The sequence below is a fragment of the Dyella sp. PARNA 12/25 genome (genome assembly GCF_055702865.1).
In genome coordinates this window covers 53,296-70,181 of sequence record NZ_JBVQCI010000003.1, presented here as the reverse complement: position 1 = coordinate 70,181, position 16,886 = coordinate 53,296, and the positions used below count along the sequence as shown (strand labels likewise).

Genomic DNA, 16,886 nt, shown 5'->3' with positions numbered 1-16,886 from the left:
ACTCAGCCGGGGCAGCGAGGTGCATCATGCATAGACCCCTGCTCAGCGTGAGGGTCACCATGCGCCGCATCGCTACCTTGCTGTCCGTCGCCCTCTGCGCCGCTGCCGCCCATGCCGCTGATTTCCAGCTGCAGGTGGATGGTGACCAAGGCCGCCTGCCCACCAGCAGCAGTTATCACGGTGACGGTTGCGCTGGGGCCAACCGCGCACCCAGCGTGCATTGGCAGAATGCTCCGGCCGGCACCCGCAGCTTTGCCTTGACGGTGCATGACCCCGATGCGCCGGGTGGTAACGGTTGGTGGCATTGGGTGGTGCTCGATCTGCCTGCAGCCACCAACAGCCTGCCCGTGGGCGGCATCTTGCCCGCTGGCGCGGTCACGCTTCGCAACGACTTTGGCGAAACGGGTTGGGGCGGCCCCTGCCCGCCGGCCGGGGACGCGCCGCATCACTACGTGTTTACCATCTACGCACTCGACACACCCAAGCTTGATGTGTCCAGCAGCGCGACTGCCGCTTCAGTGGGTTCCGCCATGCGCAGTCACACACTGGGCAACGCTCAGGCCACGCTCACCTACGGACGTTAGAAGTGCACGGTGGCCGACGCCAAAGCCAGGTTGCCTTCAAAGTGCCGCTTGGCGTCGAACTCGTGGTAGTAGCGCGCGGTGAACACCATCGGAAGCCCAACCACCCGCGTGCTGTAGTTGAGCGCCGGACCGATGCCCGCGACGCGCCCCTTGAGGGAGCCAAGCGAGGCGCCCGAACCGGAGTCGGCGCTTACCTGCTGGTAGACGTAACCCGCCAGGCCCACTTCCCATTGCCGCGAAAGTCGCTGACCCACGCCAAGCTCCAGGTGCGCCTCGTTACCACTGCGATAGTGCGTCACCGCATTGGGCCCGTTGACGCCATAGCCCAGCGCCGCCGAAAACTCGGTATGCAGGCTCTGCGGCGCATAGGTGAACGACCACAGGGCGTCGCCGGCCCAGCGGTTGTGTCCCGTGGATGAGTTGAAACCTTTCTGATAGTTCCCTGTAGGCGCCCACAGGGTCAGCGCCACGGCATGGGTGAAGCTCGGGTTCACCACCCAGCCCAGCCGTGCTCCCAGGGTCATGTCGGCCAGGCCGGTACCGCTGACAGACCGCTGGATAGTGCGCGCGCCGGTGACCTCGCCACTGAGTCGCACATAGGCGTAAGGCACGCCGACGGAAACGGCCAGCTGCCCGCCCCAGACCTTCTTCTTCGGCGCATACAACAGGTTCGCCGCCATGCTGTCGATGCGCTTGTCCAGCCCAACCACCTTGACGCCGCCTTGCAGCGCACCACCGACAGAGCCCCGGTACTGCAACGCTGCGAGGGTGAAATACCAGCCGGGTGGCGGCGTAAGACCCGCATTCAGCGACTGCCCACCCAGCAGATAGAGACCGCCGGCGCCTTCGGTCGCATGCAAGGGAGTACATGCCAACGCCGTGATCACCACGGCCGCTCCCCAAACCACTCCTGATCCGCGGCAACGCTCCATGGGACTCCCGACGCGCAGTGTCGAGTCAGCCTAATGCATGGACTTGCCCGCTTGTAGTACTGCCCTCACATCCATCGACACGACACGCCTCGGCGCCATGTCGCCGGTTGGTATCCGCTAAACTTGCCGACCTGTCCCCACAGGCAGTCCCTCAGGAAACGTGCCGATGACCCGCAAGACCCTCAAAGTTGCGCTACTGCAGGAAACCGACCGCGGTAGCCGCGACGCCAATCTCGACGCCATTGAGGCGGGCCTGCGCGAAGCGGCCGCCAAGGGCGTGGAACTCGTGCTGCTGCAGGAGCTGCACAACGGCCCGTATTTCTGTCAGCACGAGTCGGTGGACGAATTCGACCTGGCCGAAACCATTCCTGGCCACAGCACCGCACGCATCGGCAAGCTGGCCGAGGAGCTCAAGCTGGTGGTGGTGGCCTCGTTGTTCGAAAAGCGCGCCACCGGCCTGTATCACAACACCGCTGTGGTGTTCGATCGCTCCGCCGTTATCGCCGGCAAGTACCGCAAGATGCACATTCCGGACGATCCGGCGTTCTACGAGAAGTTCTACTTCACGCCGGGCGACCTGGGTTTCGATCCCATTGAGACCTCGGTGGGTCGTCTCGGCGTGCTGGTGTGCTGGGACCAGTGGTATCCGGAAGCGGCGCGCCTGATGGCGCTGGCGGGTGCGGACTTGCTGCTCTACCCCACCGCCATCGGCTGGGACCCGAAGGACGAACAGGCCGAGAAGGATCGTCAGCGCGAGGCATGGGTTACCGTGCAACGCGGCCACGCCGTGGCCAATGGCCTGCCTCTGCTGTCGTGCAACCGCACCGGCTACGAAGCGGACAAGGCTGGCGTGGGCAATGGCATCCAGTTCTGGGGCACCAGCTTCGTGGCCGGGCCGCAGGGTGAATTTCTCGCCCAGGCCGGTACGGACAAGCGCGAGCTGTTGATCGTAGACGTGGACATGGCGCGCAGCGAGCACGTGCGGCGCATCTGGCCGTTTCTGCGTGACCGCCGCATTGACGCCTACAGCGACCTGCTCAAGCGCTTCCGCGACTGAACTGTCATCCCTGGCCGGCTTGAGCCGTGCCGGGGACATCCCCATGCAAGGGGATAACCTCACCCATCGACGCCCCGCATGAGCCTGACTGACATCGCCGACTCCCTGCCCCCTATCTTGCGAGATCAGCCCATCGAGCGAGTCACGCGCGACGGTGTGGAGTATGTGGTGCTGGGTACAGCGCATGTTTCCCGCACCAGCGTTGAGGCCGTGGAGGCGCTGCTGGCGTACGAAACCTTCGATGCCGTGGCGATCGAGCTGTGCGAAAGCCGCGCCCAGGGCATGCGCGATCCGGATGCGTTCAAGCAGATGGATCTGTTCCAGGTGTTTCGCCAGGGCAAGGCTGGCATGGTCGCGGCGAGCCTGGTGCTGTCATCGTTCCAGAAGCGCCTGGCTGAGCAATACGGCATACAACCTGGCGCCGAAATGAAAGCAGGCATGGATGGCGCGGAACAACGCGGCCTGCCGCTATGGCTGGTAGACCGCGAAGTGGGCACCACGCTGCGACGCGCTTACCACAGCGTGGGTTTCTGGCAGCGCCTCGGTCTCGTAGGCGGACTCGTTGCCAGTGTATTTGAACGGCAGGACATCGAAGAAACCGAAATCGAGAAGCTCAAGCAAGGTGACATGCTGGAGAGTGCGTTCAGTGAATTTGCCGCAAATTCAGCGCCCCTCTATAACAGCCTGATCGCCGAACGTGATGCTTACATGGCCGCCCGTCTGCGCGAGCAGGCGGCGCAGTCCGGTTTTGGCGAGGGTCGTCGCGTGCTGGTAGTCATCGGCGCCGGCCACCTGAAGGGCCTGTGCGAACAGATTCGCACGCAGCAGGGCAATCCGACTCTCGAAGCAGCCACCCTGGCGGCCGCCCCGCGCAAATCACGTTGGCCAAAGTGGGTGGCGCTTGCGCTTGTGCTGGCCGTGTTCGCCGCCATCGCTTTCGCTTTTCACCGTGACACCTCGCTGGGCGCCGCCGCACTGCGCGACTGGGTGCTGTATACCGGTGGCTTCTCGGCACTCGGCGCCATCGTGGCAGGCGGTCACCCGCTCAGCATCCTGGCCGCGTTTGTCGCTGGTCCGATCAAACCTTTCCGCCCCGGCATTCCGTCGGGCGGCATCAGTGCCATGGTAGAGGCGTGGATCCGACGCCCGCGCGTGGCCGATTTCGAAACGCTACGCGACGACATCACGCACTGGAGCGGCTGGTGGAAGAATCGCGTGGCACGCACGCTGCTTAACTTCTTCCTGGTCTGCATTGGCACGATCATCGGCGAGTACACCGCCGGTATTCATATCTTCAAGAGCTTGTTCTGAGGCGGGTCGCTTCCGCGCTCGAACTTGCTACGGAATTCGCGTCACCTCCACGCTCGTCATTCCGGCGCAGGCCGGAATCCAGTGGCGTCATGAGCCAGTTGTCGCGAAGGAATTGAGCGCCTTGATCGTGACGCCATAACCATGTGTTACGGAAACTGGATTCCGGCCTGCGCCGGAATGACGAGCAAAGAGATCAGCGCGTCTTCAACGACCGCACCAGCACATCCAGCAACTCCTCGTTGCGATCCAAACCGTGCTCCCAATACATCACGCCACCGAGGCCTTTCGCCTTTACGAAAGCCGCCTTCGCGCGCAATGACTCCGGATCTTCGTAGCTAACGAAGGTGCGTGTCTTGGGGTTCCACAAGTAAGGGGCCTGCGCTTTCGCATCCCAGTGCCGCACATAGCCGTTTTTGTCGACGTAGCTGGCCACCAGTTCGCGCCATGACGGGTCGCCCATGTACTTGGCGTACTTCTGCTGTAGCCCATCGTGCGCGGGATCGACCCCGGTAAATGCGCGACCGTAGAGCGCCGCGCCAAGGTTGAGCTTCTTCGCAGGCACACCAGCCGCCAGGAACTGTTCCACGGCCTTGTCACCTGCGCGGTCATCCGCCGGAGCAAGCTCCGAAAGATGCAATCCGGCGTGATGGCCGGTGGTGGGCGTGAGGCTGTTGTGGAAGTCGTACGTCATCAGGTTGATCCAGTCGAGCGAACGCGCAACGCGCTCTAACTCGATGCCGGCCACGAACTCACTATCCGCTGCGGCGATGGTCAACAGATAGTGGCGACCACCGTGCGTCTCGCCCAGCTTGTCGAGGCGAGCGCGCAGGGTTTCCAGCAACAGACTGAAGTTGCGCTTGTCCTCGGGACGATGACTGATGCCTGCGCCTGGCAAGGTGGGGTATTCCCAATCGAGATCCACGCCATCCACATCGTACTTTTCGATCAGCGCGGCCACGCTCTCGGCCATGTGCTCGCGCGTGGCGTCGGCCATGGCCACGTCGGAGAAGTAATCGGCTCCCCAACCGCCAATCGAAACGATGATCTTCAGGTTCGGGTTGATCTTGCGCAGGCCTACCAAGCTGGCCAACGAGCGGCCCGCGGTGGGACTGGGGAAGACCACATCGCCCTTCGGGTCGAGTCGGGCAAACGCATAGTTGATGGCGTCAAGCTTGTCCGCGCTCACATGCGGCAGCGGCGCGGCGTCCATCACATAACCGACGATGCGGTAATCTGCCGCAGGGGGTGAGGCCAAGGCCGACGCAACGCTCATGGTCAGCCCCAGCACAAGCATCAACACCCTGCGGAAACCGCAGCCCAGATGCCTTTTCGCGATCAAACGTGTCCCCTTCACCTGCGCCCTCCTCCGCTGCTCCCGCTCACGCCATCGACGAGCGAATCCACCGCCATCACCCATCCTGGCACCGTGCACTGATACGAATCAGTGGCTTGCGACATGTTGTCCGTTCGTGAATGCAACGACTATACTTCGACGACATTTCACCTTGTTCCAGCCGGAATCGTGGGGACGTTCCTGATGACTCGAGTGCAACTGCTTGGCCTGACTGTGGCCGCAGCTTTCTTCGCCACTGCCAGCGTGCATGCCGAGGGTGACAAAGCTGCCGGACGCAAGTTGATCTACACGTGCAATGGCTGTCATGGCGTAGCGGGTTACGCCAATGCCTATCCGAACTATCCCGTGCCGCAAATCGCTGGCCAAAACCAGCAGTACATCGTCAACGCACTGCACGAATACAAGGCCGGTGACCGCAAGCATCCGACCATGATGGCGCAGGCGCAGAGTCTGTCCGACAAGGACATTGAAGACATCGCCGCCTACCTTTCCAGCCTCGCCAAGTAAGCCAAGGACCTCCGCATGAAGCGCGCACTTTCCCTGCTTTCATTCGGCGCCGTCCTGGCGCTTGCTTCCACCCAGCTGCTGGCCACCGGCAACATCGAGAACGGCAAGCAAAAGGCAGCCACCTGCTTTGCTTGCCACGGCACCGATGGCAATGGCGTGGATCCGCAGTACCCGCGCCTGGCTGGCCAATACAACGTGTACATCCAGCAGGCTCTGCACGAGTACAAGACGGGCCAGCGCGGCAACGCCATCATGAAGGGCTTCGTCGCCACGCTGTCCGAGCAGGACATCGAGGACGTCGCGGCTTACTTCTCGAGCCTGCCGACCAAGCTCGACACCCTGCATGGCCACATCCAGGGCGACCACGAGTAAGCCTCATCCCTGGAAGCATCCGCAAAAAGGCCCGCACGCAGCGGGCCTTTTTGTTTTGTACACCAGTGCAGGCAAAGCTCAGCCCATCGCTGACTTCCCTTCCTTCTTGCTGTAGTAGGGGTTGCTGCCACCACTGTGATCCGTGGCATCGCGCACCGCGGTGATCTCCGGCACGCGCTCGCGCAGGGTCTTCTCCACGCCATGCTTGAGAGTGACATCCACCGAGGCGCACCCGTGGCAGCCGCCACCGAACTGCAGCACCACCACGCCGTTGGCGTCGACTTCAAGCAGGCTGACGCGACCGCCGTGCGAGGCGATCTTCGGGTTCACCTCGGCTTCCAGCACGTAGCGCACGCGCTCGATGAGCCCAGCCTCTTCCCCCGGAATCTTGCCCTTGATGCGCGGCGCGCGGATGTTGAGCTGACCACCGGTGGCATTGGGTTCGAAATCGATGCTCGCGCCTTCCAGCCACTGCGCGCTGTCACCTTCGACATTGAAGTCGAAACCATCGCAGACGATGGTCCATTCGTTTCCGGTCAACTCGTCCGGCTCGGCAAACTCCAGCTCGCAGTTGGCGGCGGGCGTACCCGGGGACGTCACGCGCAGGCGGATGCTCAACCCGTCGACACCCTGCTGGGAGAGCAATCGCAGGAAGTGGCGCTGTGCGCGTTCTGAAATCTCGATCATGTCTACTCCAGCTGAAACACCGGCCTGGCCGGAAATACAGCACCATTTTAGTCCTATTTTGGCCCCGGGTGCGTTGATGCGGATACAAGACGTCCGGTTTTGACTTTTCCGCGCCAAGCTTCGACCCTTCGCACCTTTCCTCTGCACGGGACGAATTGCCATGAGCCTCCACACACTCGCCAGCCAGCACTGCACGCCGCGCAAGGGTAAAGAGCACGCGCTGGACGCGGCCAAGGTTAAGGAACTGCTGGCATCGTTGCCGGGGTGGCAGGCCACCGCCGACGGCAAGGCCATCGTCAAGGACTTCAAGTTCCACGACTTCCACCACACGCTGGGCTTCATCAATGCGGTGGGCTTCATGGCCAACCAGGAAGACCACCACCCTGACCTGGAAGCCGGCTACGGGCACTGCCATCTGCTGTGGTCCACCCATGACGTCGGCGGGCTCTCGCTCAACGACTTCATTTGTGCGGCCCGCGTCGAAGTGCTGCTGGAACGTTGAGCGCCTCGCGCGCCATGCGCCGGCTTGCCGCCACCGCGGGCTTCGCGGTGGCATTGGTTCTGTTGCTGGCGTGCATGGCGGCGATCTCAGCCTGGGTCACCCGCGATCAACTGACCCACGTCGCCAGCGAGGCGCTGGCGACACTTCGAAACGGTGAGCCCCGATGGCAGTGGACGCTACATAAGCGCTCCGATCTGGTGGCCAAGCGAGTGTTCGGCGCCGCTGACCTCAGTGTCGAACACGATGGGTTGCGGATCACCAGCCGGGATGGCACCCCGTTTGAACTGGGCTTGCCAGTCGCGGAGCCGATCGACCTGGCCCATTGGCCGCTGCTTCGTCTGGACATGCGAAGCGACACTGCTGACGTCCTTGGATTGGTTTACCAAGCCAGTGAGTTCAGCACCGCCTGCCGGGCAGAGCATGCGGCGCCGATCGCCGCCACCGACACCTCGTTGACCATCGACTTGCGGGCCGTGTCCTGGCGAAGCGAAGCCGGCGGGCCATGCCAGCCACCGGGCGTCGTCTCTTATATGTTACGCCTGCAGCTTCAGGCGCCAGCCCAGGGCACGCTAACGATTCGTGATGTAGCACTGACATCGCCACAAACGTCGTCGTTGCCAGCCACCATCGACGCTGGCAGTGCTGACCTGCGCCTGCCCGGCACCCCCGTGCCCAATGTGCTCGCCGCGAATGCTCGGGAACAGTCGGCGCCGCTGGTGCGGCTGCCCGCCCATGCATCGGCCGAAACCATGCTCTCCCTGCGCGATCGCGTCATGGCGCTGTGGCCTGGCGCTGTCATCCTTCCCTATGGTCAGGCGATCACAGCCAACCACTCCGATCATGTGCCAGGGTGGCTGGACTGGGGCACCCTCGGCGTCTATCTCGCGGCCCTTCTGTGGCTCGTCCTGAGCCAGAAACCCGGTGTCATCCGTCCCTGGCTTGAAGTGGCGGCCATCGCTGCTGGCCCCTTGTGGCTGATCGCAGGCCTGCGCTGGGGACCTCAAGTCTCGATTCCCGGGGTCATCGCCTTTGTAGCGGCCCTGGTCTATGGGGGGCAAAGCGAATGGCGTCGGCGTCCCGTGCCTTGGTCATGGTGGACCAGCCGCTGGAGGGACTGGCTATGGCCGTTGGTACCCCTGCCCGTCGCCGGCGCCCTCACCCTGGCTGACGGCCACGGCCTGGTTCATCTGAACACGAGCCATGTTCTTGCCTATCTCGGCTGGGCGCTGCTGCAGCAATGGGCCATGCTGGCCCTGGTCATGGGCCGGCTGAGGCACACCCGGTTGCCCCTGCCGGTCACCTTGTTGATCACCGCCACCCTGTTCGGGCTACTGCACACACCCAACGGCACCTTGATGCAGCTGTGCCTGCTGGCCGAAATCTGGTGGGCGTGGTGTTTCATCCGTTCACGACGATTGGCCCCGATCGCGCTGGCGCATGCCGCGAGCGCCCTGCTGGTGGAAAGTGGCCTCACCGGCCACCTCCTGCGCTCACTCGAGGTCAGTGCGCGATTCTTCCTGTAGCCGGTCCCACAGGCGCTTGATCTTATTGCCCTTGACGGCCAATACGTCCAGGAACTCCTTCAGATCACCGGGCAACTCCGCCGAAAAACTATAAGCGCGCCCATCCAGGTCGAAACTCATGTGCGAGGCATGCAGGAACATGCGATTCAGGCCCAAATCCTTGAAGGCCTTGTTCATGTCCTTGTTGCCGTACTTGGGGTCGCCGGCCAGCGGATGGCCAATGTGGGCAGCATGGACACGAATCTGGTGGGTACGACCCGTGCCCAGGGTCGCCTGCATCAGGCGGGCGCCCGGGTAGTGCTCCATTTCCTGGAAGAACGTGAGGGACGGCTTGCCGTTATCGGCCACCCGCACCATACGCTCGCCACCCTGCAACACCGACTTCAGGAGCGGCGCATTGACGTTGAACTTCGCCTTGCCCGGGTGCCCATCCATCAGGCAGAGGTACTGCTTGGTCACTGCGCCGTCGCGGATCGCGGCCTGCAAACCGGTCAGTCCGGCCCGGGTCTTGGCGAACACGAGCACGCCGCTGGTATCGCGATCGAGGCGATGAACCAGCTCCAGGTGCTCATTGGGCCGAGCCGCTCGAAGTAGCTCGATGGCGCCGTGACTCACCCCGCTACCGCCATGGCTGGCAATGCCGCTGGGCTTGTCGATGGCCAGGAAGTGCTTGTCTTCGAAGATGATCGACTCAGTGATGGCTGAGACCATGCCGGCCGAGGGGGCCTTCCCGACCACCTTCTCCGCCACCCGAACGGGCGGAATGCGCAGCATGTCACCGGCGGCGAGACGCGTGTCGGGCTTGGCCCGCTTGCCGTTGACCCGCACCTGTCCTGTCCGCAGGATGCGGTAGATCATGCTCTTGGGCACCCCCTTGAGCAGGGTCATAAGTGCGTTGTCGATACGCTGACCGTCCCGCTCGGGGCCAATCTCGACTTGACGCACACCGTGAGGTGCGTCTGGGGAAGTTACCGTCTGCATTGAAAAAAACCTGACGAAATAGGATACTCGGCCGGCGCTACGTCCCGCCCTGCCGATGTTCGGATGGAGTCGGGACGCCCGCCCCGTGACGTCGGCGAGGATAGCGCCGGTCGCCTTCTACGGCAGCCGGTCGCTGCTCCCTAACATCGTAACGGTTCGGGTGGTCGTTGTCCGGTTCCAAGAGGTTCCGGGGCGGCGAGTGCATTGCCACGAAATCATCCCGGCACCGGAAACGATGCCGTCATGTTGCCGCTTAACCGCAGCGGCGCGATCCCCGGCAGGCCGCCGACGTTACGGCGCCACCGCGGCACGCGACGCGCGGCAAGCTGAGGAAAAATTACAATGAAACGTATGTTGATCAACGCAACTCAGCGTGAAGAGTTGCGTGTGGCCATTGTCGATGGCCAAACCCTTTACGATCTCGACATCGAAATCCCTTCCCGCGAGCAGAAAAAGGCCAATATTTACAAGGGCCGCATCACTCGCGTCGAGCAATCCCTGGAAGCTTGCTTCGTCGACTACGGCGCCGAGCGCCATGGTTTCCTTCCCCTGAAGGAAATCGCCCGCGAGTACTTCACGCAGGGGCTCGATCCCAACAAGTCGAACATTCGTGACCTCCTCAAGGAAGGTCAGGAAGTGGTCGTACAGGTAGAGAAGGAAGAGCGTGGCAACAAGGGCGCCGCGCTGACGACCTTCATCAGCCTCGCCGGCCGCTACATGGTGCTGATGCCGAACAACCCGAAGGCGGGCGGCGTGTCGCGTCGCATCGAGGGTGAAGACCGGCAGGCTCTGAAGGAAGCGCTGGAGCACCTCACCGTCCCCGACGATGTCGGCCTGATCGTGCGCACCGCCGGCCTTGGCCGTGACGCCGAAGAGCTGCAGTGGGATCTCGATTACCTCCTGCAGCTTTGGCGATCGATTTCCACCGCCGCCGGCTCCCAGAAAGCGCCATTCCTGATCTATCAGGAATCGAAGCTGTTCATCCGCGCTCTGCGTGACTACTTGCGCAACGACATCGGCGAGATCCTCATCGACGAGGAGTCGCTGTACAACGACGCGCGCGAGTTCATGCAGCAGGTGATGCCAAACGCCCTGCGCAAGCTCAAGCTGTACCGCGACGACACCCCGCTGTTCTCGCGCTACCAGATCGAAACCCAGATCGAGAGCGCGTTCGACCGCAGCGTGCGCCTGCCCTCCGGCGGTTCGATCGTGATCGACCAGACCGAAGCCCTGACCGCCATCGACATCAACTCGTCGAAGGCCACCAAGGGCAGCGACATCGAAGAAACGGCGTTCAACACCAACCTCGAAGCGGCGGCGGAAATCGCCCGCCAGCTGCGCATCCGCGATGCCGGCGGCCTGATCGTGATCGACTTCATCGACATGGACAGCCCCAAGCACCAGCGCGAGGTGGAAGAGCGTCTCAAGGAAGCGCTGAAGCTGGATCGCGCCCGCGTGCAGATTGGCCGCATCTCGCGCTTCGGCCTGCTGGAAATGTCCCGTCAGCGCCTGCGCCCCTCGCTGGGCGAGGCCACCCAGATCGTGTGCCCGCGTTGCGAAGGCCACGGCCATGTTCGCGGCGTGGAGTCGCTGGCCCTGTCGACGCTGCGCCTGATCGAAGAGCACGCCATGAAGGACAACACCGGCCAGGTGCTGGTGCAGGCCCCGCCGAGCGTGGCCAACTTCATGCTCAACGAAAAGCGCGCCAGCGTGGTCGAGATCGAGCTGCGCAACAAGGTGCACGTGGTGATCGTGGCCGACGACAAGCTCGAGACGCCGCACATCGAAATTCAGCGCATCCGCGAAGCGGACATGGGCGAGCACAGCAAGCCCAGCTACGAGCGCCTCACCGCGGTCGAGGCCTCGCCCTTGCCGAAGATGGGTCAGGCCTTGGGCAGCAGCGAGCAGCCGGCGGTCAGCGGCATCGTGCCTGCCTCGCCAGCCCCGGTTCGTGAGGAAGTGGCCGCCGCTCCGCAGGTTCAGCCGGCACGCCAGCCGGCGGCGACGCCCGCCCCGAGTGGCGGCGTGATCTCGCGCCTGCTGGGCTGGTTCCGTGGCACCGCGGCCCCGGCAGCACCGGCACCGCAAGTGAAGGCAGAGCCGGCTCAGCAGCAGAACCGCGGCCAGCGTCGCGACGAACGCGGCCGTCCTTCGCAGGGCGGACAGCAGCAAGGTCGTCAGCAGCAGCGCCGCGAGCAGTCGCAGCAGCAGGGCCAGAAGAATCAGCAGCAGCAAGCCAAGGGCAACCGCCAGGGGCAGCAACAGCAGCAGCGCCAGCCTCAGGGCGCCAAGCAGGAAAAGCAGGAGCAGCGTCAGCCGCAGCAGCAGTCCGCCAAGACGGAAGCGCAACAGCCGCAGAACGAACGCAAGCAGCAGCGCCAGGAGCGTCAGGAGCAGCAGCGCCAGCCGCGTCAGGCCCAGCAGCAGACCGCCCCTGCACCCGCACCACAGGCTGAGCACCCGACGCCCGCTCCGGTCGCAGAAGCTGCGAAGGAGACGATCAAGGACGCCGCTATCGCCGCGGTGCCCGTGATCGAGGTCGTCGCAAACAACGAAGCGCCCGCCAATGAAGCCGCCGAGGCTGAAGGCGGCCAGTCACGCCGTCGCCGCGGTCGCCGCGGTGGCCGCCGCCGCCGCCGTCACGATGACGCCGCACAGGCCGGTGCAACCGAGCAGTCGATCGCAGGTGACGACCACCTGGACCTTGACGATGAAGATCGCAACGAGACCGTCGCCACGCCTGCAATGGTCGCCCCGCAGTTTGCGGCAGGCGCCGCCGCAGCGACTGCAGTGGCAGTGGTTGCTCACGTAGCGGCTGAACAGCACTCATCGTCTGCAGCCACCACCGAAGCCGATCCTTCTGGAGCAGTGACCCATGTGGTCCCGGCGCCCGTACCGGAGCACGTGCTGAGCGCGGTAGCGCCCGCTTCTTTCAACCTGCCCACCCTTCCGCCCATTCCGGAGAAGGTTGCGGTGGAGAGCAGCCCTGAAGCGATGGAAGCTGACGCGGCACACGTTTCACCGGCCGGCCCGGTAGCAACGGTGACCATCCATGAGCAGCCGGCTTTCGAGGCCCCAGTCGCCGAACCCGTTTCTGCGCCAGCCGCCACGCTGACACCTGACGTCACCGCCAGCGCGTCGCATGCACCGGAGCCGGTCTCGGCGGTTGAAGCAACGCCGGTCGAGGTTGCCAGCACCACCATCGACTTCCGTGCGCATCTGGAAGCAGCACCGCAGCCAGAACCGGTCGTGAGCGAGCCTGCAATGCCAGTAATCACCGCCCCCGAGGTTGCAGCCGTTCAGCCGACGCACGAAGAGACTGTGGAAGCCGAGCCCGCGGCACCGGCTGCACCGGCACAAGGTGATCTGCTGGCTCATGCCGAGCCGTCCCATCAGCCCTCGCACGTCGTCACCCCTGAAAAGCCGGTGGCCAATACCGAAGCTGATGACGTGAAAAAGGATGCCTCGCACGGCTAACGCCGAGCGCGAATCCTCCATAAAAAAAGCCGGACCTATGGTCCGGCTTTTTTTGACTGGAAGTTCGACCGCTGGTCTCAGCCACCGACTTGATTGTTGTGCGTATCGAGCAGGCCGTGGATGGTCATCAGGTGCGCCAGGCTGATCACGTGGTCGACTTGCAGCTTCTCCATCAGGCGTTGCTTGTAAGTGGAAACCGTCTTGGGGCTGAGATTGAGCTGCTCCCCGATCATGGTGAGCGGCTTGCCGCGCACCAGCATCATGGCCACCTCCAACTCACGGCTGGACAGCGCATCAAAGGGTGATCCCTCGCCATCCAAGGTGGCCAACGCCAGCTGCTGTGCCACGGCAGGCGCAAGGTAACGACGCCCCATGGCCACCTGCCGCACGGCATCAAGCAGCTCCTCGGCGGCGCAGCCCTTGGTGAGATAGCCCAGCGCCCCCGCGTCCAACAGGCGCTTGGGGAATCGCGCGTCATCCACCACCGTGACGATGATGATGTGCGTTGCTATCTTGGAACGGGATACGCGCTCGGTCAGCTCGATGCCGCTCATGCCCGGCATGTGCACGTCGACCAGCGCAATGTCGGGGGCCTTTGAGCGAATAAGCCGCAGACCATCCTCGGCATTCGCTGCCTCACCGCAAACCTGCATATCCGGCTGCTGCTGCAGGATCATCCTGAATCCAGTGCGCACCAGCTCGTGATCGTCAATGAGAACTACCTTGATCACTTATCACACCCTCCTTGGGTCAGTCTGGTGAACATAGGCCGGCATATGCATCAATGCAAGCGCTTGAAGGGCAAAAGAAAGCTATCACCCAAACCGCCCTACGAGATCCGGCGATATTCCCCTACAACACACGTGACGGGCCGTCGACCCGAGCTACTCCACCCCGGTCGACCAATTCCGCAGCGCGGCGCGATCGAGATCAAGATCCTCAACTAGCACAGTGATGGTATTGCCGGCGTCATCGGACCAGCGCTGCTCACCTGTGCGCCGGAACACACCGGTGATAACGCTGCCGTGCGCGATCACGCAATCACTCTTGCACGACCCCACCACAAAACCTTCTGGCAATTCAGCGGCTACACGATCGTCGTAGGGGCCGAGAAATCGCACGCTATTCATGACTCCCCCGGTAGCAGGGTCACATGTGGATTGGTGCCCGGAGCGGGGATCGAACCCGCATAGCCTTTCGGCTGAGGGATTTTAAGTCCCTTGCGTCTACCAGTTTCGCCATCCGGGCCTGTAGCGGAAGGCTGCGCATCCTAGCATGCGCGCCGTGCACGTCTTTTCACTGGGCATGGCAATAAAAAAAACCCGCCGTGAGGCGGGCTTATGTTCGATGCGCAATGGAGGCCTGGGTCGGAATCGAACCGGCGTACACGGCTTTGCAGGCCGCTGCATGACCACTCTGCCACCAGGCCATTGCGCGGAGATCGTAACCCGAAATGACGGCTACCATCCCCTGAAAAAACAAAACCCCGGTATTCCGAGGTTTTGCTGAAAACTGGAGCGGGAAACGAGACTCGAACTCGCGACCCCGACCTTGGCAAGGTCGTGCTCTACCAACTGAGCTATTCCCGCATCGGAGTTCGAAATAATAACAGAATGACGGCATTTGTGAAGAGTCTGAGATGAAATATTTCCAGATCAGCAGACCCAGCCGTTGCTGCGTGCCGATGAAAAGCGAAGCTTGTTTCGCACACGGCCCTCCCCCTTCACAGGCCCGTCGCGGCTCATGCTTAACCTGAGTGAATACGCGTTTTTGGCAACAGTCCGTTCTCTAGGTAGCGACTGGTATCCGTGGAGTACTGCCCTATCTTGTTGGCATGCCGATACGGCGCAGTAACCCTAAGGAGTGCAGCATGATTGAACATCGTCCCTTCAATGCCCTTGGTGGAGCCAACCACGGCTGGCTCGATGCGAAGCATCACTTTTCGTTTGCCAACTACTACGACGCCTCGCGCATGGGCTGGGGCGCGCTGCGCGTGTGGAACGACGACACCATTGCATCGCAGACGGGCTTTCCGCCGCACCCGCACGGCGATATGGAAATCATCACTTACGTGCGCGAAGGTGCCATCACGCATCAGGACAACCTTGGCAACAAGGGTCGTACCGTAGCGGGCGATGTGCAGGTGATGAGCGCCGGCACAGGCATCACGCACGCGGAATACAACTTGGAACCGGGTACGACGCGCATCTTCCAGATCTGGATCATTCCCAACGAACAGGGCAACCCGCCGTCGTGGGGCACCAAGCCTTTCCCGGTGGGTGATCGCTCGGGGCGTTTCGTTGCGCTGGCCAGCGGTTTCAAGGAAGACACGGATGCACTGCCGCTGCGTACCGATGCGCGCGTGCTCGGCGCGACCTTGAAAGCTGGCGAGACAGCCGAGTACGAGTTCGGGCCTCATCGCTTTGCGTATCTGGTGCCGTCCAAGGGCAAGGTAGAGATCAACGGTATAAAGCTGGACGAGCGCGACGGTGCAGCCATTCGCAATGAGGCAAAGATCAGCGTGAAGGCATTGGAAGATGCCGAGCTGGTTCTGGTCGATGCAGCACCCTGAGTCGACGATGGTGGGGGTGTGTCCTCCCACCGCGCTTGCTAACCTCGCCTGATCCCTTCAGCGCGAGGTTGGCCATGAGCCACGGCATCCACACCATCGATACCGGTTTTGTGCGTCCGCATTTCGATGCGGCTTATCTGGTCGTGGAAGACGGTCGCGCTGCCTTTATCGATTGCGGCACCCATTTCTCGGTGCCGCGCATGCTTGGTGCGCTGAGCCAAAACGGCCTCACGCCCGCCGATGTCGATTGGCTGATCCTTACGCATGTGCATCTCGATCATGCGGGTGGTGCGGGTGAGCTGATCGCGCATCTGCCCAATGCTCGGCTCGCCGTGCATCCACGCGGCGCGCGCCACATGATTGATCCAAGCCAGCTATGGGCTGGCGCGTCGGCGGTCTATGGCGATGAAGTCATGGAGGCCACCTATGGCAGGCTGCGTCCTATTCCAGCCGAGCGCGTCACCGAAGCACCGGATGGCCACGTGGTGTTGCTCTCCGGTCGGCCGCTGCTCTGCCTGGATACGCCAGGGCACGCCCGCCACCACATGAGCATCTACGACGAACGTGCCAACGTCTGCTTCACGGGGGACACGTTTGGATTGTCCTATCGCGAATTCGATACCGCGAACGGTCCGTTCGCACTGCCCACGACCACCCCGGTGCAGTTCGATCCCGATGCGCTGCACGCATCGATCCGCCGACTGATCGCGCTGAAGCCTGACGCAATGTATGTGACGCACTTCGATCGCGTCGAACAGGTGGAGCGAGTCGCCGACCAGTTGCACCTGCAGATCGATGCGATGGTCGCCATCGCACACGCCGCGCAACAAAACACGCGTGATGCTTCGCAGCGGCATGAGGCGATGAAGGAACAGCTGGCTGACCTCTATCTCTCGCGAGCCTTGGCCCATGGCTGGCAGGGCAATCGCGCAAAGCTGCTTGAGCTTCTGGGCATGGATGTCGAGCTCAACGCCCAGGGTCTGGGCGTTTGGCTGGACAGTCAACAGCGTCGCGTTAGCTGACGACT

General features: G+C 62.9%; 16 protein-coding genes and 3 tRNA genes. 10 read left to right on the top strand and 9 right to left on the bottom strand.

Going from position 1 to position 16,886, the window contains the following annotated elements; genetic code table 11:
- Window positions 1-26: 26 nt before the first annotated feature.
- The gene (locus AC0GUR_RS08030; RefSeq protein ID WP_472876936.1) at window positions 27-584 is read left to right on the top strand and encodes a YbhB/YbcL family Raf kinase inhibitor-like protein; all 558 of its coding nucleotides are present in this window, start codon (window positions 27-29) and stop codon (window positions 582-584) included.
- Here the strand turns inward: AC0GUR_RS08030 and AC0GUR_RS08025 are convergent.
- A complete protein-coding gene (locus AC0GUR_RS08025) occupies window positions 581-1,444 on the bottom strand; it encodes a SphA family protein (protein WP_472876935.1) in 864 nt (287 codons plus the stop codon). The two genes, AC0GUR_RS08030 and AC0GUR_RS08025, sit on opposite strands and share 4 nt — an antisense overlap.
- Before the next feature lie 238 nt (window positions 1,445-1,682).
- Between AC0GUR_RS08025 and AC0GUR_RS08020 the strand changes: the two genes are divergently transcribed.
- Window positions 1,683-2,573: a carbon-nitrogen hydrolase gene (locus tag AC0GUR_RS08020; RefSeq protein ID WP_472876934.1), complete on the top strand. Its 891-nt coding sequence runs from the start codon at window positions 1,683-1,685 to the stop codon at window positions 2,571-2,573.
- 78 nt (window positions 2,574-2,651) lie between these two features.
- Complete coding sequence (locus tag AC0GUR_RS08015; RefSeq protein WP_472876933.1) at window positions 2,652-3,884, top strand: TraB/GumN family protein; 1,233 nt, start codon at window positions 2,652-2,654, stop codon at window positions 3,882-3,884.
- Window positions 3,885-4,077: 193 nt separating this feature from the next.
- Here the strand turns inward: AC0GUR_RS08015 and AC0GUR_RS08010 are convergent, their stop codons facing one another.
- Entirely contained in the window at window positions 4,078-5,157 is a 1,080-nt protein-coding gene (locus AC0GUR_RS08010; RefSeq protein WP_472876932.1) for a glycoside hydrolase family 18 protein, read from the bottom strand.
- A gap of 264 nt (window positions 5,158-5,421) precedes the next feature.
- On the opposite strand from AC0GUR_RS08010, the gene AC0GUR_RS08005 reads away from it, so the two are divergent.
- Both AC0GUR_RS08005 and AC0GUR_RS08000 read left to right on the top strand, forming a co-directional pair.
- Window positions 5,422-5,745 carry a c-type cytochrome gene (locus AC0GUR_RS08005; RefSeq protein ID WP_472876931.1) on the top strand — a complete coding sequence of 108 codons (324 nt, stop codon included), beginning with the start codon at window positions 5,422-5,424 and terminating at the stop codon, window positions 5,743-5,745.
- A gap of 15 nt (window positions 5,746-5,760) precedes the next feature.
- Window positions 5,761-6,117, top strand: a complete 357-nt coding sequence (locus AC0GUR_RS08000) for a c-type cytochrome (protein WP_472876930.1) — start codon at window positions 5,761-5,763, stop codon at window positions 6,115-6,117.
- 78 nt (window positions 6,118-6,195) lie between these two features.
- Here the strand turns inward: AC0GUR_RS08000 and AC0GUR_RS07995 are convergent, their stop codons facing one another.
- Complete coding sequence (locus AC0GUR_RS07995; protein ID WP_472876929.1) at window positions 6,196-6,804, bottom strand: NfuA family Fe-S biogenesis protein; 609 nt, start codon at window positions 6,802-6,804, stop codon at window positions 6,196-6,198.
- A 160-nt stretch (window positions 6,805-6,964) separates the two neighbouring features.
- On the opposite strand from AC0GUR_RS07995, the gene AC0GUR_RS07990 reads away from it, so the two are divergent.
- Both AC0GUR_RS07990 and AC0GUR_RS07985 read left to right on the top strand, forming a co-directional pair.
- Window positions 6,965-7,306, top strand: coding sequence for a 4a-hydroxytetrahydrobiopterin dehydratase (locus AC0GUR_RS07990; protein WP_472876928.1), 342 nt, complete (start codon window positions 6,965-6,967; stop codon window positions 7,304-7,306).
- Between the two features lie 14 nt (window positions 7,307-7,320).
- Entirely contained in the window at window positions 7,321-8,829 is a 1,509-nt protein-coding gene (locus AC0GUR_RS07985; protein WP_472876927.1) for a CPBP family glutamic-type intramembrane protease, read from the top strand.
- On the opposite strand, the gene AC0GUR_RS07980 is transcribed toward AC0GUR_RS07985, so the two are convergent.
- On the bottom strand, window positions 8,797-9,810 hold the full coding sequence (locus tag AC0GUR_RS07980; protein ID WP_472876926.1) for an RluA family pseudouridine synthase: 1,014 nt from the start codon (window positions 9,808-9,810) through the stop codon (window positions 8,797-8,799). The two genes, AC0GUR_RS07985 and AC0GUR_RS07980, sit on opposite strands and share 33 nt — an antisense overlap.
- Window positions 9,811-10,152: 342 nt before the next feature.
- Here AC0GUR_RS07980 and AC0GUR_RS07975 point away from each other — a divergent pair, with 342 nt between their 5' ends.
- Window positions 10,153-13,287, top strand: coding sequence for an Rne/Rng family ribonuclease (locus AC0GUR_RS07975; RefSeq protein ID WP_472876925.1), 3,135 nt, complete (start codon window positions 10,153-10,155; stop codon window positions 13,285-13,287).
- A 77-nt stretch (window positions 13,288-13,364) separates the two neighbouring features.
- Here the strand turns inward: AC0GUR_RS07975 and AC0GUR_RS07970 are convergent, their stop codons facing one another.
- From AC0GUR_RS07970 to AC0GUR_RS07950, 5 genes are all read right to left on the bottom strand, one after another.
- Entirely contained in the window at window positions 13,365-14,018 is a 654-nt protein-coding gene (locus AC0GUR_RS07970) for a response regulator (protein WP_472876924.1), read from the bottom strand.
- Window positions 14,019-14,171: 153 nt separating this feature from the next.
- Window positions 14,172-14,417 carry a hypothetical protein gene (locus AC0GUR_RS07965; RefSeq protein WP_472876923.1) on the bottom strand — a complete coding sequence of 82 codons (246 nt, stop codon included), beginning with the start codon at window positions 14,415-14,417 and terminating at the stop codon, window positions 14,172-14,174.
- Window positions 14,418-14,448: 31 nt separating this feature from the next.
- A tRNA-Leu gene (locus tag AC0GUR_RS07960) sits at window positions 14,449-14,535 on the bottom strand.
- 107 nt (window positions 14,536-14,642) lie between these two features.
- Window positions 14,643-14,716 (bottom strand) — tRNA-Cys (locus AC0GUR_RS07955).
- 84 nt (window positions 14,717-14,800) lie between these two features.
- Window positions 14,801-14,876 (bottom strand) — tRNA-Gly (locus AC0GUR_RS07950).
- A 281-nt stretch (window positions 14,877-15,157) separates the two neighbouring features.
- Here AC0GUR_RS07950 and AC0GUR_RS07945 point away from each other — a divergent pair.
- Window positions 15,158-15,859: a pirin family protein gene (locus AC0GUR_RS07945; protein ID WP_472876922.1), complete on the top strand. Its 702-nt coding sequence runs from the start codon at window positions 15,158-15,160 to the stop codon at window positions 15,857-15,859.
- Between the two features lie 74 nt (window positions 15,860-15,933).
- The gene (locus AC0GUR_RS07940) at window positions 15,934-16,881 is read left to right on the top strand and encodes an MBL fold metallo-hydrolase (protein ID WP_472876921.1); all 948 of its coding nucleotides are present in this window, start codon (window positions 15,934-15,936) and stop codon (window positions 16,879-16,881) included.
- The last annotated feature ends 5 nt before the right edge of the window (window positions 16,882-16,886 follow it).